The sequence below is a fragment of the Promicromonospora sp. NPDC057138 genome (assembly GCF_042670845.1).
Lineage (GTDB): Bacteria > Actinomycetota > Actinomycetes > Actinomycetales > Cellulomonadaceae > Promicromonospora.
In genome coordinates, this window is sequence record NZ_JBHUUX010000055.1 from 16588 (window position 1) to 41022 (window position 24435).

Annotated in this window: 22 protein-coding genes; 17 read left to right on the top strand and 5 right to left on the bottom strand. The window is 72.3% G+C overall.

Going from position 1 to position 24435, the window contains the following annotated elements; genetic code table 11:
• The first annotated feature begins 2 nt into the window (after positions 1-2).
• Positions 3-509: an aspartate 1-decarboxylase gene (panD, locus tag ACFT2C_RS22640; RefSeq protein ID WP_377209332.1), complete on the top strand. Its 507-nt coding sequence runs from the start codon at positions 3-5 to the stop codon at positions 507-509.
• On the top strand, positions 506-2257 hold the full coding sequence (locus ACFT2C_RS22645; protein ID WP_377209333.1) for an L-aspartate oxidase: 1752 nt from the start codon (positions 506-508) through the stop codon (positions 2255-2257). The genes panD and ACFT2C_RS22645 overlap by 4 nt, the downstream gene beginning before the upstream one ends.
• Before the next feature lie 233 nt (positions 2258-2490).
• Here the strand turns inward: ACFT2C_RS22645 and ACFT2C_RS22650 are convergent, their stop codons facing one another.
• The 4 genes from ACFT2C_RS22650 to ACFT2C_RS22665 are packed head-to-tail and all read right to left on the bottom strand — an operon-like array spanning position 2491 to position 8283.
• Complete coding sequence (locus ACFT2C_RS22650) at positions 2491-4257, bottom strand: acetyl/propionyl/methylcrotonyl-CoA carboxylase subunit alpha (RefSeq protein WP_377209334.1); 1767 nt, start codon at positions 4255-4257, stop codon at positions 2491-2493.
• The gene (locus ACFT2C_RS22655) at positions 4254-6149 is read right to left on the bottom strand and encodes a carboxyltransferase domain-containing protein (protein ID WP_377209335.1); all 1896 of its coding nucleotides are present in this window, start codon (positions 6147-6149) and stop codon (positions 4254-4256) included. Before ACFT2C_RS22655 ends, ACFT2C_RS22650 begins: the two co-directional genes overlap by 4 nt.
• Positions 6146-6931 carry a LamB/YcsF family protein gene (locus tag ACFT2C_RS22660; protein WP_377209336.1) on the bottom strand — a complete coding sequence of 262 codons (786 nt, stop codon included), beginning with the start codon at positions 6929-6931 and terminating at the stop codon, positions 6146-6148. Before ACFT2C_RS22660 ends, ACFT2C_RS22655 begins: the two co-directional genes overlap by 4 nt.
• A 44-nt stretch (positions 6932-6975) precedes the next feature.
• The gene (locus ACFT2C_RS22665; RefSeq protein WP_377209337.1) at positions 6976-8283 is read right to left on the bottom strand and encodes an NRAMP family divalent metal transporter; all 1308 of its coding nucleotides are present in this window, start codon (positions 8281-8283) and stop codon (positions 6976-6978) included.
• A 219-nt stretch (positions 8284-8502) separates the two neighbouring features.
• Here ACFT2C_RS22665 and ACFT2C_RS22670 point away from each other — a divergent pair, with 219 nt between their 5' ends.
• From ACFT2C_RS22670 to ACFT2C_RS22705, 8 genes are all read left to right on the top strand, one after another.
• Positions 8503-9171: a GntR family transcriptional regulator gene (locus ACFT2C_RS22670; protein ID WP_377209338.1), complete on the top strand. Its 669-nt coding sequence runs from the start codon at positions 8503-8505 to the stop codon at positions 9169-9171.
• Complete coding sequence (gene nadC, locus ACFT2C_RS22675; protein ID WP_377209339.1) at positions 9168-10097, top strand: carboxylating nicotinate-nucleotide diphosphorylase; 930 nt, start codon at positions 9168-9170, stop codon at positions 10095-10097. Before ACFT2C_RS22670 ends, nadC begins: the two co-directional genes overlap by 4 nt.
• A gap of 53 nt (positions 10098-10150) precedes the next feature.
• Complete coding sequence (gene lysS, locus ACFT2C_RS22680) at positions 10151-11677, top strand: lysine--tRNA ligase (protein WP_377209340.1); 1527 nt, start codon at positions 10151-10153, stop codon at positions 11675-11677.
• Between the two features lie 40 nt (positions 11678-11717).
• Positions 11718-11900: a hypothetical protein gene (locus ACFT2C_RS22685; RefSeq protein WP_377209341.1), complete on the top strand. Its 183-nt coding sequence runs from the start codon at positions 11718-11720 to the stop codon at positions 11898-11900.
• 174 nt (positions 11901-12074) lie between these two features.
• Entirely contained in the window at positions 12075-12404 is a 330-nt protein-coding gene (locus ACFT2C_RS22690; protein WP_377209342.1) for an Lsr2 family protein, read from the top strand.
• 110 nt (positions 12405-12514) lie between these two features.
• On the top strand, positions 12515-13615 hold the full coding sequence (locus tag ACFT2C_RS22695) for a lactonase family protein (protein ID WP_377209343.1): 1101 nt from the start codon (positions 12515-12517) through the stop codon (positions 13613-13615).
• A complete protein-coding gene (mshA, locus tag ACFT2C_RS22700; protein ID WP_377209344.1) occupies positions 13615-14952 on the top strand; it encodes a D-inositol-3-phosphate glycosyltransferase in 1338 nt (445 codons plus the stop codon). The genes ACFT2C_RS22695 and mshA overlap by 1 nt, the downstream gene beginning before the upstream one ends.
• A gap of 91 nt (positions 14953-15043) precedes the next feature.
• Entirely contained in the window at positions 15044-15784 is a 741-nt protein-coding gene (locus ACFT2C_RS22705; RefSeq protein ID WP_377209345.1) for a phosphoglyceromutase, read from the top strand.
• A 92-nt stretch (positions 15785-15876) separates the two neighbouring features.
• Here ACFT2C_RS22705 and phoU read toward each other — a convergent pair whose 3' ends face one another.
• The gene (gene phoU / locus ACFT2C_RS22710) at positions 15877-16524 is read right to left on the bottom strand and encodes a phosphate signaling complex protein PhoU (RefSeq protein WP_377209346.1); all 648 of its coding nucleotides are present in this window, start codon (positions 16522-16524) and stop codon (positions 15877-15879) included.
• Positions 16525-16798: 274 nt separating this feature from the next.
• Here phoU and ACFT2C_RS22715 point away from each other — a divergent pair, with 274 nt between their 5' ends.
• The 7 genes from ACFT2C_RS22715 to pstB all read left to right on the top strand — a co-directional run bounded on the left by ACFT2C_RS22715 (position 16799) and on the right by pstB (position 24377).
• Positions 16799-18142: a sensor histidine kinase gene (locus ACFT2C_RS22715; RefSeq protein WP_377209347.1), complete on the top strand. Its 1344-nt coding sequence runs from the start codon at positions 16799-16801 to the stop codon at positions 18140-18142.
• Positions 18139-18837 carry a response regulator transcription factor gene (locus ACFT2C_RS22720; RefSeq protein ID WP_377209348.1) on the top strand — a complete coding sequence of 233 codons (699 nt, stop codon included), beginning with the start codon at positions 18139-18141 and terminating at the stop codon, positions 18835-18837. The genes ACFT2C_RS22715 and ACFT2C_RS22720 overlap by 4 nt, the downstream gene beginning before the upstream one ends.
• 158 nt (positions 18838-18995) lie before the next feature.
• A complete protein-coding gene (locus ACFT2C_RS22725) occupies positions 18996-20177 on the top strand; it encodes a phosphate ABC transporter substrate-binding protein PstS (RefSeq protein WP_377209349.1) in 1182 nt (393 codons plus the stop codon).
• A 177-nt stretch (positions 20178-20354) separates the two neighbouring features.
• Positions 20355-21461 carry a phosphate ABC transporter substrate-binding protein PstS gene (gene pstS / locus ACFT2C_RS22730; RefSeq protein ID WP_377209350.1) on the top strand — a complete coding sequence of 369 codons (1107 nt, stop codon included), beginning with the start codon at positions 20355-20357 and terminating at the stop codon, positions 21459-21461.
• 127 nt (positions 21462-21588) lie between these two features.
• Positions 21589-22593 carry a phosphate ABC transporter permease subunit PstC gene (gene pstC / locus ACFT2C_RS22735; RefSeq protein ID WP_377209351.1) on the top strand — a complete coding sequence of 335 codons (1005 nt, stop codon included), beginning with the start codon at positions 21589-21591 and terminating at the stop codon, positions 22591-22593.
• A complete protein-coding gene (pstA, locus tag ACFT2C_RS22740) occupies positions 22593-23552 on the top strand; it encodes a phosphate ABC transporter permease PstA (RefSeq protein ID WP_377209352.1) in 960 nt (319 codons plus the stop codon). Before pstC ends, pstA begins: the two co-directional genes overlap by 1 nt.
• Before the next feature lie 45 nt (positions 23553-23597).
• Positions 23598-24377 carry a phosphate ABC transporter ATP-binding protein PstB gene (gene pstB / locus ACFT2C_RS22745; RefSeq protein ID WP_377209353.1) on the top strand — a complete coding sequence of 260 codons (780 nt, stop codon included), beginning with the start codon at positions 23598-23600 and terminating at the stop codon, positions 24375-24377.
• The last annotated feature ends 58 nt before the right edge of the window (positions 24378-24435 follow it).

Here is a 24435-nt window from a genome sequence, read left to right on the forward strand (position 1 = left end):
CCATGAGCTCTACCCCGCACCGCCCGCCCGTCGGCCGCCCCGCGTCGCTGCAGCGGCCGATGATGATCGCGAAGATCCACCGCGCCACCGTGACGCAGGCGGACCTGCACTATGTCGGGTCCATCACCGTGGACGCCGACCTGCTCGACGCCGCGGACCTGGTCCCCGGCCAGCAGGTCGACGTCGTCGACGTGACCAACGGCGCCCGGCTGACCACCTACGTCATCCCCGGCGAGCCCGGCTCGGGCCAGATCTGCATCAACGGCGCGGCCGCCCACCTGGTCAGCCCGGGCGACGTCGTCATCCTGATCGCCTACGGCATGCTCGCGGACCACGACGCGCGGACCTTCCTGCCGAACGTCGTGTTCGTCGACGAGACGAACCGCATAGTCGAGATCAACGACGAGCCCGGCCACGTGCCGGACGGGTACGGACTTCAGGAGAGCGGCCTCGCGATCGAGCCGTTCCAGCAGGCCGGCCTGGTGCGCACGGCGTCGGGCCGCGCGTGAGCCCCACTCCCGGACCGGGACCACGCCTCGCACGCTCGCTCGCCGCCCCGGCGCCCGGCTGGACCGCCGAGGCCGACGCGATAGTCGTCGGCTCGGGCATCGCGGGCCTGACGGCGGCGCTCGAGCTGCGCACGCGCGTGCCGCGGGTGCTGCTCGTGACGAAGGGCCGGCTCCCGTCGGGCTCGACGGTGTGGGCGCAGGGCGGCATCGCCGCCGCGCTCGACCCGACCGACTCGCCCGAGGCGCACCTCGCGGACACGCTGGCCGCGGGCGGCGGGCTGTCCGACCCGGAGGCCGTGCAGGTGCTGGTCACCGAGGGCCCGGCGCGCGTGCGCGAGCTCGTGGCGCGCGGGGCGGTCTTCGACAAGGCGGCCGACGGCGACATCGCGCTCACCCGCGAGGGCGGCCACCGCGCCGACCGCATCGCGCACGCCGGCGGCGACGCCACGGGCGCGGAGATCTCCCGGGCGCTGGTCGCGCAGATCGAGGCGGTCCGGCACGACCCGGGCATCGAGGTCGTGGAGAACGCCCTGGTCCTGGACGTGCTGACGACCGAGCCCTCGCTGGTCGCCCTTCGACAGGCTCAGGAACCGCGGGTCGAGACCGGGTCCGCATCTCGACAGGCTCGATCAACGAGGCGGCGCGCGTGCGGAGTGACCCTGCACGTGCGGGGCGCGGGCTCGCGGGACGGCGTCGGCGCCGTGCTGGCCCCCGCCGTCGTGCTGGCCACGGGCGGGATCGGGCAGGTCTTCCGGTCCTCCACCAACCCGGCCGGCGCGACGGGCGACGGCATCGCCGCCGCGCTGCGGGCGGGCGCGGTGCTGGGCGACCTGGAGTTCGTGCAGTTCCACCCGACGGTCCTGTGGCTCGGCTCGGGCGCCAAGGGGCAGCTCCCCCTGATCTCGGAGGCCGTGCGAGGCGAAGGCGCGCTGCTGCTCGACGTCGACGGGCACCGGTTCATGCCCGCCGTGCACGAGATGGCGGAGCTGGCGCCGCGGGACGTCGTCGCGCACGCGATAGTGCGCCAGATGGCGGCCACCGGGGCCGACAACGTGCTGCTCGACGCCCGCCACCTGGGCCGCGAGTTCCTCCGCACGCGGTTCCCCACGATCAACGCGCGGCTGCTGGAGGCCGGAATCGACTGGTCGGAGGAGCCGGTGCCCGTGGCCCCGGCGCAGCACTACCACTCGGGCGGCGTGGTGACCGACCTCGACGGGCGGTCGTCGGTGGACGGGCTCTACGCCGTCGGCGAGGTCGCGTGCACGGGCGTGCACGGGGCGAACCGGCTCGCGTCGAACTCGCTGCTCGAGGGCATCGTGTTCGCCTCCCGCGCTGCGCGGGACGTCGCGGCGCGGTTCGACGCGGGCGAGCTCAAGCCGGGGGAGCCGGCCGAGCGCCCCGGCGGGTCCGCGCTGGTCGCGGCCGCCGCCCGGTCGCGGATCCAGAAGGTCACTTCCGCCGGGTCGGGCGTGATCCGGTCGGCGCGCTCGCTGGCCGAGGTCGACGAGCGGCTCGGCGCCGTCCGCGCCGACGCCCACCTGGCGGCCGAGGTCATGGCCGAGCCGCAGGCCGCCGAGTGGGAGACCACCAACGTGCACATGGTCGCCCGGGCGCTGACCCGCGCGGCGTGGCTGCGCGAGGAGACCCGCGGCGGCCACTACCGCACGGACTTCCCGAAGCCGGACGACGCCTGGAAGCGCCGCATCCAGGTCTGGCTGGACGACGACGGGGTCCTCACGGTGCAGTGAGCCCGGGTCGATCAGGATCCGGGGCCGACCCGCAACCTGATCGTGAGCCCTGGCGCCGAGCGCAACTTGCGGTTCGGCGCCGCGGCCAAGGCGAAGGGCCTCGTCGGTCTCCGAGCGCCGGGGTCCTGCAGGCGCGCTGACCGGGCTGACTCACGTTCAGCAGGCCAAAGAGCGCCACGTAGTCGCGGATTATGGCCCTCCTTGACCTGCTGAACGTAGGTCAGGTAGTGGGACTACCGCACCACGTAGCCGATGGGGTCGCCCGCCGTGACCGGGGTGCCCTCCTCCGCCGAGTGCTCCAGGGTTCCAGCGGCCTCCGCCACGAGCTGCGTCTCCATCTTCATCGCCTCGACGACGGCGACGGGCTGGCCGTCGGCCACGGTCTCGCCGTCGGCCACGAGCCAGCGCACCAGGGTGCCGGGCATCGCCGGGCGCAGCGGGACCCGCCCTGCGTCCGTCCCGGTGCCGGACGTCGGAGGCGCGCCCCCCGCCGTCGTGCCTCCGACGCCGGGCCCAGCCCCCAGGCCGGCGAACCCGATCCCGCCCGGCGTGCGCACCCGGTGCCGTCGCCCGTCGATCTCGACCCAGGTCTCCACGACCCCGGGCTCGACCACCGGCGCGGCGAGGGCCTGCGGGTCGATCGACGCCAGGAGCTCCGTCTCTATCCACTGGGTGTGGACGGCGAAGCCGGACCCGTCCGCCGACCCTGTGAACGCCGGGTCGTCGAGCACCGCGCGGTGGAACGGCAGCACCGTGGGCACGCCCTCGACCACCGTCTCGGCCACGGCGCGCCTGGCGCGGGCGAGCGCGGCCTCGCGGGTGGGCCCCCACACGACGATCTTGGCGAACAGCGAGTCGAACTCGCCGGGGATCACGGAGCCGGACTCGACCCCGGCGTCGACCCGCACGCCCGGACCCGAGGGCGGGACGAACCGCTCGATGCGCCCCGGCCCGGGCAGGAACCCGCGCGCCGGGTCCTCGGCGTTGAGCCGCAGCTCGATGGCGTGCCCGTGTGGGGCGGGGTCCTCGGTCACGGACAGCGGCAGGCCGCTCGCCACGCGGAGCTGCTCGACCACGAGGTCCAGCCCGGTGGTCTCCTCCGTGACGGGGTGCTCCACCTGGAGCCGCGTGTTGACCTCCAGGAACGAGCACGTGCCGTCTGCGCCGAGCAGGAACTCCACGGTCCCCGCGCCGCGGTATCCGGCGGCGGCGCACAGGTCCCGCGCGGACTCGTGGATCCGCTTGCGCACCGCGGTGCTGAGGAACGGCGCCGGCGCCTCCTCGACCAGCTTCTGGTTGCGGCGCTGCAGCGAGCAGTCCCGCGTGCCCGCCACGACCACATGCCCGTGGTCGTCAGCGATGACCTGCGCCTCCACGTGCCGGGGCCGCTCCAGGAACCGTTCGACGAAGCACTCGCCGTGCCCGAACGCCGCCGCCGCCTCGCGCCGCGCGGCCTCGAACAGCTCGGGCACCTCCTCCAGGGTCCGGGCCACGCGCATGCCGCGCCCGCCCCCGCCGTGCGCCGCCTTGATGGCCAGCGGCAGCCCGTGCTCCTCGGCGAAGGCGAGCGCGGCGGCGGCGTCGGGCACCGGGCCGTCCGATCCGGGCACCAGGGGCGCGCCGACCGTCCGGGCCAGGTCGCGCGCGGCGATCTTGTCGCCGAGCAGCTCGATCGTGGCCGACGTCGGCCCCACCCACACGAGCCCCGCCTCCTCGACGGCCCGCGCCGCCGCGGGGCGCTCGGAGAGGAAGCCGTACCCGGGGTGGACGGCGTCCGCGCCGGACCGGCGGGCGACGTCGAGCAGCTTCTCGACCGACAGGTACGTCTCGGCGGCGGTGCGGCCGTCCAGCGACCAGGCCTCGTCGGCGAGGCGGACGTGCGGGGCGTCGGCGTCGCCGTCCGCGTACACAGCGACGGAGCGGATCCCCAGGTCCGCGCACGCGCGGATGACGCGGACCGCTATCTCGCCTCGGTTCGCGACGAGCACGGTGCGGATCATGGGGTGCCTCCTGGGTGGTTCTGGATGGTGAAGCGGACACGCGCGCCCGCGGGGAGCTGACCGGCGAGCGGCACGTGGTCGGCGACGACCGCCCCGATCACTGGATACCCGCCGGTCAGGGGATGGTCGGCGAGGAAGAGGACGGGCAGCCCGTCCGGCGGCACCTGGATGGCGCCGGTCATGCAGCCCTCGCTGGGCAGCTCGGCGCCGTCCCGTTCCGCGACCCGGGCGAGGGGTTCGCCGTCCAGCCGCAGCCCGATCCGGTTGGAGCGCGGGGTCACCAGCCAGTCCTGGCCGGTCAGGCGCGCGATCGCCGCGGCGTCGAACCAGTCGTCGCGCGGCCCCAGCACGATCGGGAGCACGGTCACCTCGCCGGGCGCCGGCAGGTTGTCCACAGGGCTGCCCGACGGCGGCGCGTCGCCCGGATGCACCGTGGCCCCCGAGCTGGACGGGCCGGCCGGACCGGACGGCCAGGCCGCAGGGACGCCCCGCTCCGGGACGCCGACGGGCAGCAGGTCGCCGGACCCGAGCGGGTCCGGCCCCAGCCCGGCCAGCACGTCGGAGGCGCGGCTGCCCAGCACGGGCGGCACGTCGATCCCGCCGCGCACCGCCACGTAGGCGCGCACGCCCCGGGCGGGCGGCGCGAGGCGCAGCTCGTCGCCGTCGTCCAGCGCGAAGGGCTCGCCCGGCCGCGGACGGCGGTCGGGGCGCGCCGGTTCGGCGGCACTCGGCTCGCCGCTGCCGGGTGCACCACCGCCGCCAGGTCCACCGCCGTCCGCGACCTCGCCGTCCGCGGCGCTGTCGCCCGGTCGGGCCACGCCCGGCCGCACCACGACGTCGCCGACCGCCCCCGTCACGGCGAGGACGTGCGGGCCGTGGGCGCGCAGCCGCAGGCCGCCGACGGACTCGATGGCCGCAGCGCCGGACGGGTTGCCGACGGCGCGGTTGGCCGCGCGCAGGCTCGGCCGGTCCAGGGCTCCGGACGCCGAGACGCCCGCTCCCTCGGACCCGGGTCGCCCGAGGTCTTGGACCAGCGCCTGCACCCCGGCGCTGACCACCTCGAGCGCCCCGCGACCGACGTCGGCCCCGGGGACCGCCGACTCGGGAAGGCCCGGCTCAACCAAGCGATCAGGCATGGTTTCGAGCGGAGAAGCATGCCCAAGTGCGTGGTCGGGGCGGACCTTCGCGGCTGCTGCCCCTGTCCCTACGGTCTTTGCCGTTGGCGCGGTCGTCGGTACCGGGTCCGTCGTCGCACCCGCCGATCCGTCCCCCGCCAGCTCGCGGACCGCGACGAAGCGGACCTGGTCGCCCGGTTGCAGCAGCGCTGGTCGCTCGCGCGTCACGTCCCAGACGGGCGCGTCGGTGCGGCCCACGAGCTGCCAGCCGCCGGGGCTCTCCCGCGGGTAGACGCCGCTGTACGGGCCGGCGAGCGCCACCGACCCGGCCGGCACGCGGGTCCGTGGGCTGGCGCGGCGGGGGACCACCAGCGCGGCGTCGTCGCTTGTCATGTAGGCGAACCCGGGCGCGAACCCGACGAACCCGACCGTCCACGTGGCGGCGGTGTGTCGCCGCACCAGCTCGTCGGGGCTCCAGCCGAGCAGCTCGGCCGCCTCGGCGAGGTCGGCGCCGTCATACAGGACGGGGATCTCGACGGTGCGCGCCGCATCCCGAGCGCGGCGCTCCAGCGGCCGCGCCCGGAGCTCGGCGGCCAGGGCCTGCGCCGTGATCGCCGAGGGCCGGAACGGCACGAGCAGCGTTCGCGCGCCCGGTACGGGCACGCCGACGCCGCGCACCGGGTCGGACCGGAGGGACTCGTACAGCGCGACCGCCTGGTCCAGGTCGTCGAGCTCGACCAGGAGAGCGTCGTCGCGCGCCTTCAGTACCCGGATCACGCTGCGGAGCCGCTGCCCGCCGCCGGGGCGAACGCCGCGAGCGCGATGCCCTCGGCGTCGAACACCTCGCGGATCCGCCGGGCCATGGCGACGGCGCCGGGGGAGTCGCCGTGCACGCACACGGAGTCGGCGTGCACGGTGACGTCGGACCCGTCCACCGCCGTCACGACACCCTCGGTGACGAGGCGGAGCATGCGGCGGGCGACGTCGTCGGCGTCGTGCAGCACGGAGCCCGGCTCGCGCCGCGAGACCAGGCGGCCCTCGGGCGTGTACGCGCGGTCCGCGAACGCCTCGGTGGCGGTCGCGAGCCCGGCGTCGGACGCCGCGGCGAGGGCCACGCTGCCGGGCAGGCCGAGCAGCACGAGCCCCGGGTCGACGGCGGCGACTGCCGCCGCCACCGCCCGGGCCACCCGCCCGTCGACCTGCGCCGTGTTGTACAGCGCGCCGTGCGGCTTCACATAGGTGACGACGCCGCCCTCGGCGTCCGCCAGGCCCCGGAGCGCCCCGATCTGATAGACGACGTCGGCCTCGAGCTCGTCGTCGGGGACGTCCATGTCGCGGCGGCCGAACCCTGCGAGGTCGCGGTAGCCGACGTGCGCGCCGATCGTGACGCCGTGCGCCACGGCCGACCGCACGGTGCGGCGGATCGACGCCGGGTCGCCGGCGTGGAAGCCGCAGGCGACGTTGGCGCTCGAGACGATGCCGAGCATCTGCTCGTCGTCGCCGAGGCTCCAGCGGCCGAAGCCCTCGCCGAGGTCGCTGTTCAGGTCGACGGCGCTCATGGTGCGTGTGTCCTTTCGATGGTGCGAGGTGCCGAGCCGGGGGCTCAGGCGGCGAGCAGGTCGAAGATCGGGCCTACCGCGTTGACCGCCATGTACCAGGTGACCACGGCGGCCAGCGTTCCGACCACCAGGAGCCACCTCGGGTACCGCACGCCGCCCAGCAGCGAGCTGCGGAACCAGCCGATATACATGAACAGGGTCAGCCCGATGGGCAGGATGAGGCCGTTCACGCCGCCCACGAATACCAGCAGGGTGGCCGGCGCGGTGCCGATCGCCAGGTAGACGGCCAGCGAGACGACGATGAAGCCGACGGTCCACAGGTCGGCGGCCCGGCCCGTGATCCTGGCCGAGAACACCGGCAGGAACGAGACGGACGTGTAGGCGGCGCCGATGACGCTGGTGATCGCCGCGATCCAGAACACCGCGCCGAAGATGCGCAGGCCGGCCTCGCCGGCGGCGGCGGAGAACGCGTCGGCACCGGGGTTGCCGGCGACGTCCAGCACGACGCCGGAGGCGACGACGCCGAGGATCGCCAGGAACAGCACGTACCGCATGAGGCCGGTGACGAGGATGCCGCTGACGGCGGCCCGGTTGACCTCGCGCACGTGCTCGGGGCCCGCGGTGCCGGAGTCGAGCAGCTTGTGCGCGCCGGCATAGGTGATGTATCCGCCGACGGTGCCGCCCACGATCGTGGTGATCGTGGCGAAGTCGATGGTGTCGGGCAGCACGGTCTGCTTCAGCGCCTCGCCGACGGGCGGGCCCGACAGGATCGCGACGATCACGGTGAGCAGGATCATCACGACGCCGGCGACGATCACCACGCGGTCGACGACGGCTCCGGCGCGCTTGGCGAGGAAGATCGCGATCGCGATGACGGCGCTGATCGCCCCGCCCAGCCGGGGGTCGACGCCGAACAGGGCGTTCAGGCCCAGGCCCGCGCCGGCGGTGTTGCCGATGTTGAAGACGAGGCCGCCGAGGACGATGAGCACGGCGAGCACGTAGCCGCTGCCGGGCAAGGCCTCGTTGGCCAGGACGCTCGCGCGCTTGCCGGTCAGCGTGATCATGCGCCACACGTTCATCTGGACGGCGAGGTCCAGCAGGATCGAGACGAGGATGCCGAACGCGAAGGCGGCGCCGAGCTGCTGGGTGAAGGTGGCGGTCTGGGTGATGAAGCCGGGGCCGATGGCGGACGTCGCCATGAGGAAGAGCGCGCCCAGCAGGGAGCGGCTGCGCGCGGAGGCGAACCGCCGGACCCGGCCGGGCGGGGTGCCCGAGGGCGCTTCGGCGGGCGCTGCTTCGCCGGGCGGGGCCTCGGCGGGCGGGGCGGCGGACTCGTGGCTGGTGTCGGACATGGCGTCCTCCTGGTCGTTGTGGTGCGGCCGGATTGTTCAACAGTCAGGATCGTGTCGCTCGGTTGTTTCATCCGCATTGCAGGACCTTGTCGATCATGGCACGGCTCCAGTGCTGGGGCATAGGCCGGGATACGAGATGTTTACGCGCCCGGCTCTGTCAGATTGTTCAACGAACCCCTACGGTCGGTGGCGACCCACCGCGGTCCGTAGGATGGGGGAGTGACAGCGGACCGGGCCGAGCGCAGCGCGGACGCCATCCGCGAGCTCATCGTCACCGGGCGGCTGATGCCCGGTCAGCGACTCTCCGAGCAGTCGGTGAGCGAGTCGCTCGACGTGTCCCGCAACACCCTGCGCGAGGCCTTCCGGATCCTGGCTCACGAGGGCCTCCTGGTCCGCCGCCCCAACGCGGGCGTCGCCGTGGCTCGCCCCACCCTCGCCGACATCGTCGACATCTACCGCGTGCGGCGGCTCATCGAGGTCCCGGTGCTCGCCGCGGGCGACCCGGCCCATCCGGGGGCCCGCATCATGCGCGACGCCGTCGACTCCGCCCTCGCCGCGCGGCTCGGCGGCGACTGGCGCGACATCGCCGCCGCCAACATGCGGTTCCACTCGGGCATCGTGGCGCTCGCGGGCAGCCCGCGCCTCGACCGCGTGCACGCGAACCTCTCCGCCGAGCTGCGCCTGTCGTTCGGCCTCCTGGGCGACAACGGCTCCTTCTTCGACGGCTTCGTGGACCGCAACGCCGCCCTGCTGCGCCGGTTCCTCGCGGGGGACGCCGACGGCGCCGCGGCCGACCTGAACCGCTACCTCGCGGACTCGGAGCGCACGCTCCAGGACATGGTCGACGACGCCGCCCCGCCCGACCCGCCGGATACCGTGGGCGCGTGAGCACTCTGCCCGTCTTCGACACCCCCTCCACGGTCACCCCTGGGCTCGACCCCGCCTGGATCGCCCGCACCGTCGCGGTCGCGCTCGACGAGGACCTCGGCGCCGCGCCCGGCCGGGACGTCACCTCGCAGGCGACCATCCCGCCGTCCGCCACGGGGGTGGCCGAGCTGGTGGCGCGCGAGGACGGCGTCGTCGCGGGCCTGGTCGTGGTGCAGGAGGTACTGGACCAGGTAGCGGCCCGCCTCGGCCTGGAGGCCCCGGGCGTCGCCTTCCACGCGCAGGACGGCGATGCTGTGACCGCGGGCCGGGTCCTGGCGGTCCTGACCGGCCGCACCCAGGTGCTGCTCGTGGCCGAGCGGACCCTGCTCAACCTGGCGAGCCGCGCCTCGGGCGTCGCGACGGCGACCCGCGCCTTCGCGCGCGAGCTGGCCGGCACGGGTGCGCGGGTGCTCGACACCCGCAAGACGACGCCGGGTCTGCGCGCCCTGCAGAAGTACGCCGTGCGGGCCGGCGGCGGCACCAACAAGCGCATGGGCCTGTACGACGTCGCCATGGTCAAGGACAACCACGTCGTCGCCGCCGGGTCGGTCGCCGCGGCGATCCGCGCCGTCCGCGAGACGTTCCCCGGCGTGCAGATCCAGGTCGAGGCCGACACGACCGCCCAGGCCCTGGAGGCCCTGGCCTCGGGCGCGGACTTCCTGCTGCTCGACAACATGGAGCCCGGGCTCCTCGCCGAGACCGTCGCCGCCGTCCGCGAGCGGGAGGGGCACGACGGCGTCCCCGCGCACGTCGAGCTGGAGGCCACCGGCAACCTGACGCTCGACAAGGCGCGCAAGGTGGCGACCACGGGCGTGGACTACCTCTCGGTGGGCGCCCTCACCCACAGCGCCGGAATCCTGGACCTAGCCCTGGACCTCCGCCCCTGACCCGTGTGTCACAGCGGGAAGTATGAGCTTGTCGCGCGGATAGAATCGCATCCGTGACCGAGAACTCCGCCGCCGAGAATGCCGCGACCCCGCCGACCGACGACCTGCCCGAGCAGCTGCGGGTCCGGCGCGAGAAGCGTGAGCGCCTGCTGGCGCGCGGCATCGAGGCCTACCCGGTCACCGTCCCCGTCACCCACACCGTCGCCGAGGTGCGCTCCGCGTACGGACACCTCGAGGCAGGCCAGGAGACCGACGACGTCGTCGGCGTCGCCGGCCGCGTGGTGTTCATCCGCATCGGCGGCAAGCTCTGCTTCGTCACGCTGCAGGACGGCGAGGGCAACCGCCTCCAGGGCATGCTGAGCCTCGCCGTGCTCGGCGAGGAGGCGCTCGCGGCCTTCAAGACCGACGTCGACCTGGGCGACCACCTCTTCCTGCACGGCCGCGTCGGCTCGTCGCGGCGCGGCGAGCTGAGCATCTTCGCGGACGAGTGGCAGATGGCGGCGAAGGCGCTGCGCCCGCTGCCCGTCCTGCACAAGGACCTCTCCGAGGAGGCGCGCGTCCGGCAGCGCTACGTGGACCTCATCGCGCGCCCCGCCGCGCGCGACATGGCGCGCCTGCGCGCCGGTGTGGTGCGTTCTTTGCGCGAGAACTTCCACCGCCGCAGCTTTCTCGAGGTCGAGACCCCGATGCTGCAGACGATTGCCTCGGGCGCTACCGCGCGGCCTTTCTCGACGCACATGAATGCGTACGATCTGGAGCTCTTCCTGCGCATCGCGCCCGAGATCTTCCTGAAGAAGGCTGTCGTCGGAGGCGTCGAGAAGGTTTTCGAGATCAACCGGAACTTCCGTAACGAGGGCGCCGACTCGTCGCACTCGCCGGAGTTCGCCATGCTCGAGGCGTACGAGGCCTACGGGGATTACAACACCATCGGCGCTCTCACCAAGGATCTGGTGCAGACGGCGGCGCAGGACGCTCTCGGCACCACGCTCGTCACTCTTGCGGACGGTTCTGAGTACGAGCTGGGCGGGGAATGGGCAAACCTGCGGATGTACGACTCGCTCTCCGAAAGCCTGGGCGAGGAGATCACCGGTGACACCTCGGTCGAGGAGCTCGAGAAGATCGCCGGCCGCCTCGATGTCGAGGTCGGCAACAAGAAGATCCTCAATCACGGAAAGCTCGTCGAGTCGCTCTGGGAGCACCGGGTGGGCGACCACCTGTCGGCGCCGACGTTCGTCCGGGACTTTCCCGTCGAGACTTCGCCCCTCACGCGGGACCACCGCACGGAAAAGGGACAGGTCGAGAAGTGGGACCTGTACATCCGGGGCTTCGAGCTGGCTACCGGCTATTCCGAGCTGGTCGACCCCGTGATCCAGCGCCAGCGCTTCGAGGCGCAGGCCAGGATGGCCGCGGCCGGCGACGACGAGGCCATGCTGCTGGACGAGGATTTCCTGACCGCGATGGAATTCGCGATGCCCCCTTCGGGCGGAATGGGCATGGGCATCGACCGCCTGCTCATGGCGCTGACGGGCCAGGGGATCCGCGAGACCATCCTTTTCCCGCTGGTGAAGCCGCAGGCCTGAGAAATATGAACCGCGCAGACGAGTTTGTGAGGATCTTGTGATGGATACGACGCTTGCGGTGCTCGCCGGGCTCACGCCCTCGGTGGGCGTCGGCCTGTTGTTCTGGTTTTCGATGCGCAAGATCCTTCGCGCGGACCGTCACGAGCGTGAGGCGCTCGATCGAATGGACCGCGAGGCCATGGCTTCGGCAGCAGAAAACACGGGGAATTCCCCTTCGCGCTGATCTGCGCCGCCGAGGTTATCCCTGCTGACCTTCCGGACCAAATCCCCCGCACTTCACTGTCTCCGGGTGAAGTTCTCGTGAGCGGTCCACGTGCCCATTATTGACATGTCAATATTGAGTGAGGCATGCTCACGAACTAACCCCGGAAAATGTGGCGCGGAAGGAAGTACCCGTATGGTTCAGAAGGTTCAGCTCATTCTCGAGGACGACATCAGTGGCGGTGCCGCCGACGAGACCGTGAACTTCGGCCTCGACGGTGTCTCCTACGAGATCGACCTCAGTGGAGAGCACGCGGCTCAGCTGCGTGACGCGCTCGCTTCGTGGGTCGGCCACGCGCGCAAGGTGAAGTCGCCTGTCGCACGTACCGCCACGACGCGTCGGTCCCGTTCCGGCAGCGACACGGCGGCGGTCCGCGAATGGGCCAAGGCCAACGGCTACACCGTGAGCGACCGCGGCCGTATCGCGGCCGAGGTCCAGGAGGCATACGCGAAGGCCAACGGCTGACGCGGTCGCCGGCACGACACAGTGCGCCCCGGCGCCCCTTTTCGGAGGGGCGGCCGGGGCGTCGTGCGTTTCCGGCCGGAGCATGGGCCCGGCGGAATTAGGCTGGCCGCATGAGTATCCCTACCGCTGCCCTCTGGATCGGTACCTATCCGACGGCGGGGGAAGCCCCGGGCACCGGTGAGGGCATCTGGCGCGTCGGCATCGGCCCGAACGGGAAGTTCGCGGGCGGGGAGCTCGTCGTGCAGGCGGCCTCGCCGTCGTTCCTGGCGCTGGACCCCACGGGGCGCACGCTCCTTGCGGTGACCGAGCGCGAGCCCGGGAGGCTGACGTCCTTCCGCGTGTCCGACGCCGGCACGCTCTCCCCGGCGTCGGCCGCCGCCTCGGGCGGTTCCGGCCCGTGCCACGTCGTGGCCACCGAGACCGTGGCCTGGGTGGCGAACTACACCGACGGCGTTGCCGCCGTCGTGCCGCTGGCGGACGACGGCGGGCTCCGGGCGCCGCGCACGTTCCCGCACGCCGGGTCGGGCCCGGTCGAGGACCGGCAGGAAGGGCCGCACGCCCACTTCACGCACGTGTGGGGCGACCGTGTCCTGGTGGCCGACCTCGGCACCGACGAGCTGCGCACGTACCCGTTGGACGGGTCCGGCCCGGCGGACGACCCGGAGTCGTCGGGCGGCCGGACGGCCGCCGTCCTGCCGCCCGGTACGGGACCGCGTCACCTGGTCGAGCTGCCCGACGGCACGATCCTCGTCGTCGGCGAGCTCGACTGCCGCCTGCACGTCCTGGTGCACGCCGGGCCCGGCCGGCTGGAGCACGTCGGCTCCGTGGCGATCACCGGGCGCACCATGGCCGACGGCGCCGCTGGGTTCCCCTCGCACATCACCGTCGCCGGCGACCTCGTGCACGTGGGTGTGCGCGGCCCGGACGTCCTGTCGGTGCTCCGCGTGCGTGACGCCGCCGCCTCGGCCGACGGCCCCGGAGACGGCCCCGGGGTCGTCGGGCACCTGGTCATCGAGAATGTCTCCGACGTCGACCTCGGCGCGGGCGCGTGGCCGCGCCACCACGCGGTCCTGGCCGACGGCGGCGTCGTGGTCGTCGCCGCACAGAACACCGACGAGCTGATCTCGGTCCGCCTCGACCGCGCGTCGGGCAAGGGCGAGGTCACGGACCGACTGGAGCTGCCCGTGCCCGCGTGCGTCCTGGTGGCGTGATGCGCGACAGCCCGCCTCCCGACCTCGCCGAACCGGACGGCTCCCGCCCGCTCCGGATCGCGATGGTCTCCGTGCACACCTCGCCGCTGGAGCAGCCCGGCACGGGCGATGCGGGCGGCATGAACGTGTACGTGTTGGAGCTGTCCCGGGCGTTGGCCCGGCGCGGGGCGCAGGTGGAGATCTACACGCGGGCGACGTCGTCGGCCCAGCCCAAGGTGACCGACGCCGAGCCGGGCATCCGCGTGATCCACGTGTCCGCGGGGCCGTACGAGGGCCTGGACAAGAACGACCTGCCAGGCCAGCTCTGCGCGTTCGCGGCGGGCGTGCTGCGCGCCGAGGCGCACCGCCCCGAGGGCTGGTACGACGTGCTGCACACCCACTACTGGCTGTCGGGCCAGGTGGGCTGGCTCGCGGCCGAGCGCTGGGACGTGCCGCTGGTGCACACCATGCACACCATGGCGCGCGTGAAGAACGCCTCCCTGGCCCCGGGCGACGCCCCCGAGCCGCACGGCCGGGTCATCGGCGAGGAGCAGGTGGTCGCCGAGTCCGACGCCCTGGTCGCGAACACCGACCAGGAGGCCGCCGACCTGGTGCGCGACTATCACGCCGACGCCGACCGGGTGCACGTGGTGCAGCCGGGCGTGGACCTCGAGGTGTTCTCCCCGCTGCCAGAGCCCGGGGACGGCGATCCGGCGGAGCGGGCCCGGCTGCGGGCGGAGCAGCGCGCCGAGCTGCGCGAGCGGCTCGGGCTCCCGGCGGACCGGAAGGTCGTGCTGTTCGCGGGGCGCGTGCAGCTGCTCAAGGGGCCGGACGTGCTGGTGCGGGCGCTGGGGGAGCCGATCTGGTCGCAGGCGGGCGGTCAGCCGCCCCTGCTCGTGGTCCTGGGCGGCGCCTCCGGGCGGCCGACGGCGGTCCGCGAGCTGGAGGCGCTCGCCTACCAGGAGGGCGTGGCCGCGCACGTGCGGGTGCGGCCCCCGGTCCCGCAGCAGACGCTGGCCGACTACTTCCGGGCGGCCGACCTGGTGGCGGTGCCGTCCCACAGCGAGTCGTTCGGCCTGGTGGCGGCCGAGGCCCAGGCCGCGGGCACGCCGGTGGTCGCGGCAGCGGTGGGCGGGCTGCGCACCGTGGTCCAGGACGGCGTCTCCGGCGTCCTGGTGCCCGACCACGAGCCCGAGAGCTGGGCCCTGGTCCTCAAGAGCCTCCTGGACGACGACGAGCTCAGGGCCCGCCTGGCCGCCGGTGCCCTTGCCTCGGCCGCCAGGTTCGGCTGGGACCGCGCGGCGGACGAGATCCTGACCGTCTACGAACAGGCCCGCAAGTACCACGCCGCGCGGTAGACGCCCGCGCACGGGGCCGGCCTGTCCAGGGTCTGGGACCGGCACCAGCCGCATGCGAGACCCACGGGGAGAGTGCGGCAGGATGGGGGACATGACCTACACCCTCGTGCTGCTCCGCCACGGCGAGAGCGAGTGGAACGCGAAGAACCTGTTCACCGGCTGGGTGGATGTCGCCCTCTCCGAGAAGGGCGTCGAGGAGGCCAAGCGCGGTGGCGCGCTCCTCAAGGAGGCCGGCGTGGACCCGGACATCCTGCACACGTCGCTGCTGCGCCGCGCGATCATGACGGCGAACCTGGCGCTCGACGTCGCCGACCGGCACTGGATCCCGGTCAAGCGCAGCTGGCGCCTCAACGAGCGCCACTACGGCGCGCTGCAGGGCAAGGACAAGAAGCAGACGCTCGAGGAGTTCGGCGAGGAGCAGTTCATGCTCTGGCGCCGCTCCTACGACGTGCCGCCGCCCGAGATCGAGCTGGGCTCCGAGTTCAGCCAGGACGCCGACCCCCGCTACGCCGACGCCCCCGTGGTCCGCACGGAGGCGCTCAAGTTCGTGCTCGAGCGCGCGCTGCCGTACTGGGAGAGCGAGATCGTGCCCGACCTCCGGTCCGGCAAGACGGTGCTGGTCGCCGCCCACGGCAACTCGCTGCGCGCTCTGGTGAAGCACCTCGACGGCGTCTCCGACGAGGCCATCGCCGGCCTGAACATCCCGACGGGCATCCCGCTGGTCTACGAGCTGGACGAGGAGACCCTCACCCCGCTGAAGCCGGGCGGCACCTACCTGGACCCGGAGGCCGCGAAGGACGCGATCGCCGCGGTAGCCAACCAGGGCCGCTGACACCTGGGACGGCGAAGTAGAGCGCCTGTCCGATTCTCCCCGGCGTGGGCCAGGGAGAGTCGGACAGGCGCTCTACTTCGCCGTCCCAGGTGTCACACGTCCGGGAAGTCACCCGTGACCAGGAACGTCACGCGGCGGGCCACCGAGACGCCGTGGTCGCCGAACCGCTCGTAGTAGCGGCCGACGAGGGTCACGTCGACGGCCTCCTGGACGGTGCCCTGCCACTCCGGCGCCAGGAGCTTGTTGAACGTCTCCTGGTGCAGCTCGTCGATGATGTCGTCGTCGCGCTCGATCGCCTCGGCCACCGTGAGGTCACGCGTCGCCAGCAGCCTGGTGGTCCGCTGGGCCACGCGGACGGCGGCGGCGTGCATCTTCGCGAAGGTGTCCTCCGCCTCCGGCACTATCGCGTGTGCCGGGTAGCGCCCGCGCGCCACCTGGGCCACATGCCGGGCAAGGTCGCCCATGCGCTCCAGGGAGGCGCTCATCCGCAGGGCGCTCACCACGATCCGGAGGTCGGTGGCGACCGGCGCCTGCTGCGCGAGCAGGTGCACGCACCGCTCGTCGAGGGAGTCCTCGATGGCGTCGATGGTCTTGTCGGAGGCGATCACCTCCTGTGCGAGCTGAAGGTCGGCCTCCAGCAGCGCCGTGCCGGCACGGGTGATGGCGGACTCGACGAGCCTGCTCATCTCGGTCAGGTCGTCTCCGACCTGCTGGAGCTCAGCTTCGAAGATCTGTCGCATCGGTTTCCTCTCGCACTCGGGGCGCGCGGACGGTTCGCGTCCGCTGCAGCGCCGCCGCAAGGCGGGCAGGGGCCGACGCACGGCCGGGCCGGTCGCCCGGACAGTTCCCGGCACGACGCACGGCACAGCTACCGCCCGCACCCGCCAAGGTTCGACGTCGCGCTGTACCGGGAGGTTAACGCTGTTCCTCCCCGACATGAACAGTAGGCGACACGATTCTCCCGGCGCCCGCCGACGTCGACCTGCGGTTGAAACGTCGACCTACCCTGGAGGCGTGGACGGAATCATCTCCGGGGTACCGGTGCTGGCCGCCGGAATTCTCGGCGTGATCGTCGGCGTGCTCGCCACCGTGGCGTTCCGCATCTCCGACCGGCACCAGCATGCCCTTCCCCAGGCCGAACCCGACGAGCTCGACGCGGGCCTCGTCCGCGTGCTCTCGGTGCTGCGCTCCGCCGCCGTCGTGCTCGACGGCGAGGACGAGGTGATCCGCGCCTCGCCGCCCGCCTACGCGCTCGGCGTCGTGCGCAACGACGCCCTCGTGCACCCCGCGATCACTGACCTGGTGGCCCTGGTGCGGCGCGACGGCGTCATCCGCGAGCAGGAGCTGGAGCTGGCCCGCGGCCCCGTGGGCCAGGGCACGGTGCTGCTGCAGGTGCGCGTGGCGCCGCTCGGCCTCGACCGGGTCCTGGTGCTCGCGGAGGACCGTACGGAGGCGCGACGCGTCGAGGCGATCCGCCGCGACTTCGTGGTCAACGTGTCCCACGAGCTGAAGACGCCGGTCGGCGCGCTCGCGCTCCTGGCCGAGACGGTGGCCGACGCCGCGGACGACCCGGTCGCCGTCCGCCGGTTCACCGAGCGGATGCAGCGCGAGGCGGTCCGGCTGTCCGCGCTGGTGCAGGAGATCATCGAGCTGTCGCGCCTGCAGGGCGCCGGCGCGGTGCCGAAGCTGACCCCCGTCCCGATCCGCGAGGTCGTGGAGGAGGCGGTCGACCGCGCACGCACCACCGCGCAGTCCAAGAACATAGCGATCACGATGGGCGGCGACCTGGACACCGAGGTCTACGGCGACCACAACCTCCTGGTCACCGCGGTCCGCAACCTGGTGGACAACGCCGTCGCCTACTCCGGGCCCGCCAGCCGCGTGGGCGTCGGGGTGAGCGAGCGGGCCGGCCTGGTCGAGATCGCCGTCGTCGACCAGGGCGTCGGGATCGCCGAGGACGCTCAGGACCGCGTCTTCGAGCGGTTCTACCGGGTGGATCCCGCGCGCTCGCGCGACACAGGGGGAACCGGCCTGGGCCTGAGCATCGTCAAGCACGTGGCCGCCGACCACGGCGGCGACGTCACCATGTGGTCCGAGCCCGGACGGGGTTCCACCTTCACGCTGCGCATCCCGTCCGCGGACCGGCCCGACAGCGGGAGCCGCAACGGCAAGGTCACGCCGCCGCCGCTCGTGGGCGTCGTCCGAGAGAGCTCGGGGCAGGATGATGAGGGTACGGACCGGGGTGACCCGGCCGACGCCCCACACGAGGGCGCAGGGCGGCAGGACAAGAAGGACAAGCAGGGCCGGCACAAGGCCACGGACAACGGGGCCACGAAGAACGAGGAGGTAGGTGCGTGACGCGCATCCTGGTGGTAGAGGACGAGGAGTCGTACCGGGACCCGCTGACGTACCAGCTGACCCGCGAGGGTTTCGAGGTGGTCGAGGCCGCCGACGGCAACTCGGCGCTCGCTGCGTACGACGCGGAGGGGGCGGACCTGGTGCTGCTCGACCTGATGCTGCCCGGGCTGTCCGGCACGGAGGTGTGCCGCGAGCTGCGGGCGCGCGGCGACGTGCCGGTCATCATGCTGACCGCGAAGGACTCCGAGATCGACAAGGTGGTGGGCCTGGAGCTCGGGGCCGACGACTACGTGACCAAGCCCTACTCGTACCGCGAGCTGCTCGCCCGCGTGCGGGCGGTGCTGCGCCGCCGTCAGCCCCACGACTCGGCGGAGCACGACGAGGACGGCGTGCTCGAGGTCGGGCCGGTCCGGATGGACGTGGAGCGGCACACCGTCGCCGTCTCCGGGGAGAGCGTCGCGCTGCCGCTCAAGGAGTTCGACCTGCTCGAGCTGCTGATGCGGAACGCGGGCCGGGTCCTGACCCGCGGCCAGCTCATCGACCGCGTCTGGGGCGCCGACTACGTGGGCGACACCAAGACGCTCGACGTCCACGTGAAGCGCATCCGGTCGAAGATCGAGCCGGACCCCGGCACGCCGAAGCACCTGCTCACGGTGCGCGGCCTGGGCTACAAGCTGGCCGACGACGAGGGGTGAGGCGAGCGGGCGTGCGCCGGACGGGCGTGCGCCGGACACGGCCCGCCGGACGCGCGCCCGCCGCGTGTCGCAGGTCACGGGTCAACCGCGACGCTGGTCACCTTCCGTTCACCCGGTGTTTGCTCACGGGACGGCGCTCGTGAGTAGTTTCGCGAACCGTGACCACCTCCCCTTACACCCGCCTTGTCTCCGCTGCCACCGCAGGCGCCCTCGTGCTGCTGCTCGCAGGCTGCGGCGCGGCCGGGCTGCCGGGCTTCGCGGCGGAGGACGACCCGAGCGCCGACCCGGAGCCCACCGTCGTCGGTAAGTTCCGCGGGGTCGGTTCCAGCGCTCAGGGGACCGCGATGGAGGCCTGGATCAGCGGGTTCCAGGAGCAGCACCCGGACGCGGCGGTGAGCTACGACCCCGCCGGTTCCGGCGATGGCCGCGAGTCCTTCCTCACGGGCAAGACGGCGTTCGGCGCCTCCGACGTCGCGCTCAGCGACGAGGAGATGGCCGCGTCCGGGCCGGCGTGCGACGGCGGCAACGCCATCGACCTGCCCGTCTACATCAGCCCGATCGCGGTGGCCTTCAACGTGGAGGGCGTCGACCGGCTGAACTTGTCCTCGGACCTGATCGCACGCATCTTCACGGGGGAGATCACCCGGTGGGACGACCCGGCGATCGTCGTGGCCAATCCCACGGCGCAGCTGCCCGCGCTGGAGATCACGCCGGTGCACCGGTCCGACGACTCGGGTACCACCGCCAACTTCACCGACTACCTGCACGCGACGGCTCCCCAGGCGTGGCCGTACGACCCCGACGGCCTGTGGCCGCTCCCCGAGGGGTTCGCCGCGGACGGCACGAGCGGTGTGACCGAGACCGTCCGCTCGACGCCGGGCGGCGTCACCTACGCGGACGCCTCGGCGACCACCGGCCTCGGGCGCGCGGCCATCAAGGTGGGCGACGAGTACGTGCCCTACAGCTCGGACGCCGCTGCCGCCGTCGTCGACGTGTCGCCCCGGATCGAGAACCGCTACGAGCACGACCTCGCGTTCGTGCTCGACCGGAAGATCGACAAGCCGTTCGCCTATCCGATGGTGCTCGTCTCCTACCTGGTCGTGTGCTCGCGGTACGAGGACAAGGCGAAGGGCAACTTCGTCAAGGAGTTCGTCGGGTACGTGGCCTCTCCCGAGGGGCAGGAGCGCGCGGCCGCCGCGGCGGGCAGCGCGGTCATCTCGACCGACCTCCAGCAGTGGATCGCTGAGGCGGCGAAGTCCATCTACCTGACCCAGGACCGCCCGGAGGACGAGGCGGCCGGGCAGCCCGCGGGCGCGGCCCGGCAACCCCGAGGAGCCTGACGGGTGAGGAATCTCAGGCAATGCCATGGTGCGCGTGTTGCGGATCACCCCCTCCGTGATGGCTTGTTCACCTTCCGTTTACCTAGACCTGGGAATCAGGTCATCCCCACTCCCTAGCGTCCCGACTGACGCCGCGGCGCTCGCCGCGCGTACGACTTGAACAGGATGGAACTACCAGTGAAGATCAGCCGATTCCCCCGCGTTGGCTCCGCTGTCATGGTGGGCGCGCTCGCGCTGAGCCTCGCCGCCTGCGGGTCAGACCCGACGACCGGTAACGAGACCGCGCCGACCGACGAGGCGGCAGCCCTGTCCGGTGACTACGCCGGTGCTGGCTCGTCCGCCCAGGAGTCCGCCATGGACGCCTGGGTCGCCGGCTTCCAGAGCGCCAACCCGGACGTCACGATCAACTACGACCCGGCCGGCTCCGGTGCCGGCCGCGAGCAGTTCCTCGCCGGTGGCTTGCAGTGGGCCGGCTCGGACTCGGCGCTCGACGACGACGAGCTCGAGGCCTCGAAGGAGGTCTGCGGCCCCGACGGCGCGATCGACCTGCCGGTCTACGTGAGCCCGATCGCCGTGACCTTCAACCTGCCCGACGTCGACGCCCTCAACCTCGCCCCCGAGGTCATCGCCGACATCTTCAACGGCACCATCAAGAAGTGGAACGACGACGAGATCGCCGCCGACAACCCCGACGTCGAGCTCCCGGACCTGGCCGTCACGCCGGTGCACCGCTCCGACGACTCGGGCACCACCAAGAACTTCACCCAGTACCTCGAGGCGACGGCCCCCAAGGGCTGGACGAACGAGGCGGACAGCGTCTGGCCGCTCAAGGGCGGCGACTCCGCCGAGGGCACGTCCGGCGTGATCGGCGTCGTGACCGACACCGAGGGTGCCGTCACCTACGCCGACGCCTCCAAGATCGGCACGCTGGGCACCGGTGCCATCAAGGTCGGCGAGGAGTGGGTGCAGCACTCGCCCGAGGGCGCGGCCGCCGTCGTCGACGCTTCGCCGCTCGTCGAGGGCCGTGCCGAGCACGACTTCGCGGTGGAGGTCGACCGCACCCTGACCGACGCGGACACCTACCCGCTCGTGCTGGTGTCCTACGCGATCGCCTGCACGAACTACAAGGACGAGGCGGCTGGTAACTTCGTCAAGGCGTTCCTCGCCTACCAGGCGTCGGAGGAGGGCCAGCAGGCCGCGGCCGACGCCGCGGGCAGCGCGCCGATCTCCGCAGGCACGGCCGAGAAGGTCGCTGCCGCGATCGACTCGATCACGGTCGGCTGATCAAGCGGTTTGACCTCCGGCCGGTGGCCGGACCGGCGGCGTCCTGGGCGCCGTGCAGGTCCGGTCACCGGCACAGCCGTGTCAGCCACCATCCCCCACACCGAGCGACGAGCATCGAGGAGCTCTTGTGACCACGACCGACAGCCCGCCGGCAGCACCGCCCAGCCGGGCGCGGCGGAGCGCCAGGCGAAGCAACAGCGCTGATACCGAGCGCGGATTCAGCCGGGTGTTCCGGTGGATCGCCACCGGGTCCGGAGCGCTCCTACTGCTGGTCCTTGCGGCCGTCGCACTGTTCCTGATCGTGCGCGGCCTGCCGGCGCTGACAGCGTCGCCCGAGGAGCTCACCAAGGACGGCGGCCTGCCTGATGGCATGGACTCGCTGTGGGACCTCGTCGGTCCGCTCGTCTTCGGCACGCTGCTCGCCTCGGCCATGGCGCTGCTGCTCGCGACGCCCGTGGCGATCGGCATCGCGCTGTTCATCTCGCACTACGCGCCCCGCCGGGCGGCGTCGGTGATCGGCTACATCATCGACCTGCTCGCCGCGATCCCGTCGGTGGTGTTCGGCCTGTGGGGCGCCCGGACGCTCGCACCCGTCATCAGCGACTTCTGGGTGTGGCTCGGTGGCGTGCTGGACTTCCTGCCGTTCTGGACCGTGAACGTGACGAACACCGGCCGGTCCCTCGCGACCGCGTCGGTGGTGCTCGCCGTCATGATCCTGCCGATCATCACCGCGGTCTCGCGTGAGGTCTTCCTGCAGACCCCCAAGCTGCACGAGGAGGCGGCGCTCGCGCTCGGCGCCACCCGGTGGGAGATGGTCCGCACCGCCGTGCTGCCGTTCGGCCGCTCCGGCGTGATCTCCGCCGCGATGCTCGGCCTGGGCCGGGCCTTGGGCGAGACGATGGCCGTGCTCATGATCCTGTCGCCCGGTCTGCTCTTCTCGTTCCAGATCTTCGACTCCGGCCAGCAGCAGACCATCGCCGCGTTCATCGCGTCGCGGTTCGCCGAGGCCAGTGGCCTTGAGGTGAACGTGCTCATCGCGACCGGCCTGTCGCTGTTCGTCATCACCATGGTCGTCAACATGGCCGCCCGCGCGATCGTGGCGCGGCGCAAGGAATTCTCGGGAGCCAACTGATGAGCGCCACGACTCCGACCGCGGACGACACCAGCTCCGCCGAGCGCACGCGCGCCCTCCTGACCGCGCCGCACGTCGGGCGCAAGCGCACCGACATGGCGATGACCGTGCTGATCTGGGGCGCCTTCGTACTGGCCGTCATCCCGCTCGTGTCGCTGCTGTGGACCGTCGCCCTGCGCGGCGCGGAGCGGTTCAACAGCGACTTCCTGTTCACGTCGATGCGCGGCGTGTTCGGCGGCATGGACATGGGCGGCGCCTACCACGCCGCCGTCGGCACGCTGATGATCACGCTGTGCGCGACGGTCATCTCGGTGCCGATCGGCCTGCTGGTCGCCATCTATCTCGTCGAGTACGGGCGCGGGGCGCTGGCGCGGGCCACGACGTTCTTCGTCGACGTCATGACCGGCATCCCGTCGATCGTCGCGGGTCTGTTCGCGTTCGCGCTGTTCACGATCTTCCTCGGCCCGGGTGCCAAGCTCGGGATCATCGCGGCGGTCGCCCTGAGCGTGCTGATGATCCCCGTGGTCGTGCGCTCCTGCGAGGAGATGCTCAAGCTCGTCCCGAACGAGCTGCGGGAGGCGTCCTACGCGCTGGGCGTGCCGAAGTGGCTGACCGTCGTCAAGGTGGTGCTCCGAACCTCCGTCGCCGGCATCACGACGGGTGTGCTGCTCTCGATCGCCCGCGTGATCGGCGAGACGGCCCCGATCCTCATCACCGCCGGCGTTTCGGACTCGATCAACTTCAACCCGTTCGACGGCCGCATGATGACGCTGCCCGTGTACATCTTCAGCCAGTACCGGCAGGGCCCCGTGCCGTGCCGCGAGGATGCGATTGACTGCTTGGTGAACATCAACTTCGACCGGGCCTGGGCTGCCGCGCTCCTGCTGATCATCATCGTCATGCTCCTCAACCTCATCGGGCGCCTCGTGACCCGGTGGTTCTCCCCGAAGCTGCGCTGACGCGCAGACCCGCCTCAGCCGCAGCTCACACGAAGGAATGATCCGATGGCACAGCGCATCGACGTGACCGACCTGAACATCTACTACAGCGACTTCCTCGCCGTGGAGGGTGTCTCCATGACGATCGACCCCAAGTCCGTGACGGCCTTCATCGGCCCGTCGGGCTGCGGCAAGTCGACGTTCCTGCGCACCCTGAACCGCATGCACGAGGTGATCCCGGGCGCCCGTGTGGAGGGCTCCGTGGAGCTGGAGGGCGTCGACCTCTACGGCGACGACGTCGACCCGGTGGCCGTGCGCCGCACCGTGGGCATGGTGTTCCAGCGCCCGAACCCGTTCCCCACGATGTCCATCAGGGACAACGTGCTGGCGGGCGTGAAGCTCAACAACAAGCGGATCTCCAAGTCCGACGCCGACGACATGGTCGAGTCGTCCCTGCGCGGCGCCAACCTGTGGAACGAGGTCAAGGACCGCCTCGAGCGTCCGGGCTCCGGCCTGTCGGGCGGGCAGCAGCAGCGGCTCTGCATCGCCCGCGCCATCGCGGTGAAGCCGCAGGTGGTGCTCATGGACGAGCCGTGCTCGGCCCTGGACCCGATCTCCACGCTGGCGATCGAGGACCTCATCCAGGAGCTCAAGAAGGACTACACGATCGTCATCGTCACGCACAACATGCAGCAGGCCGCGCGCGTGAGCGACCGGACGGCGTTCTTCAACATCGCGGGCACCGGCAAGCCTGGCAAGCTCATCGAGATGAACGACACGGCGACGATCTTCTCGTCGCCCGCCGAGAAGGCCACCGAGGACTACGTCTCGGGCCGCTTCGGGTGACGGTTGGTTCGCCGAAGTAGAGCGCCTGTCCGGCTCTCCCCGTCGCACGACGGGGAGA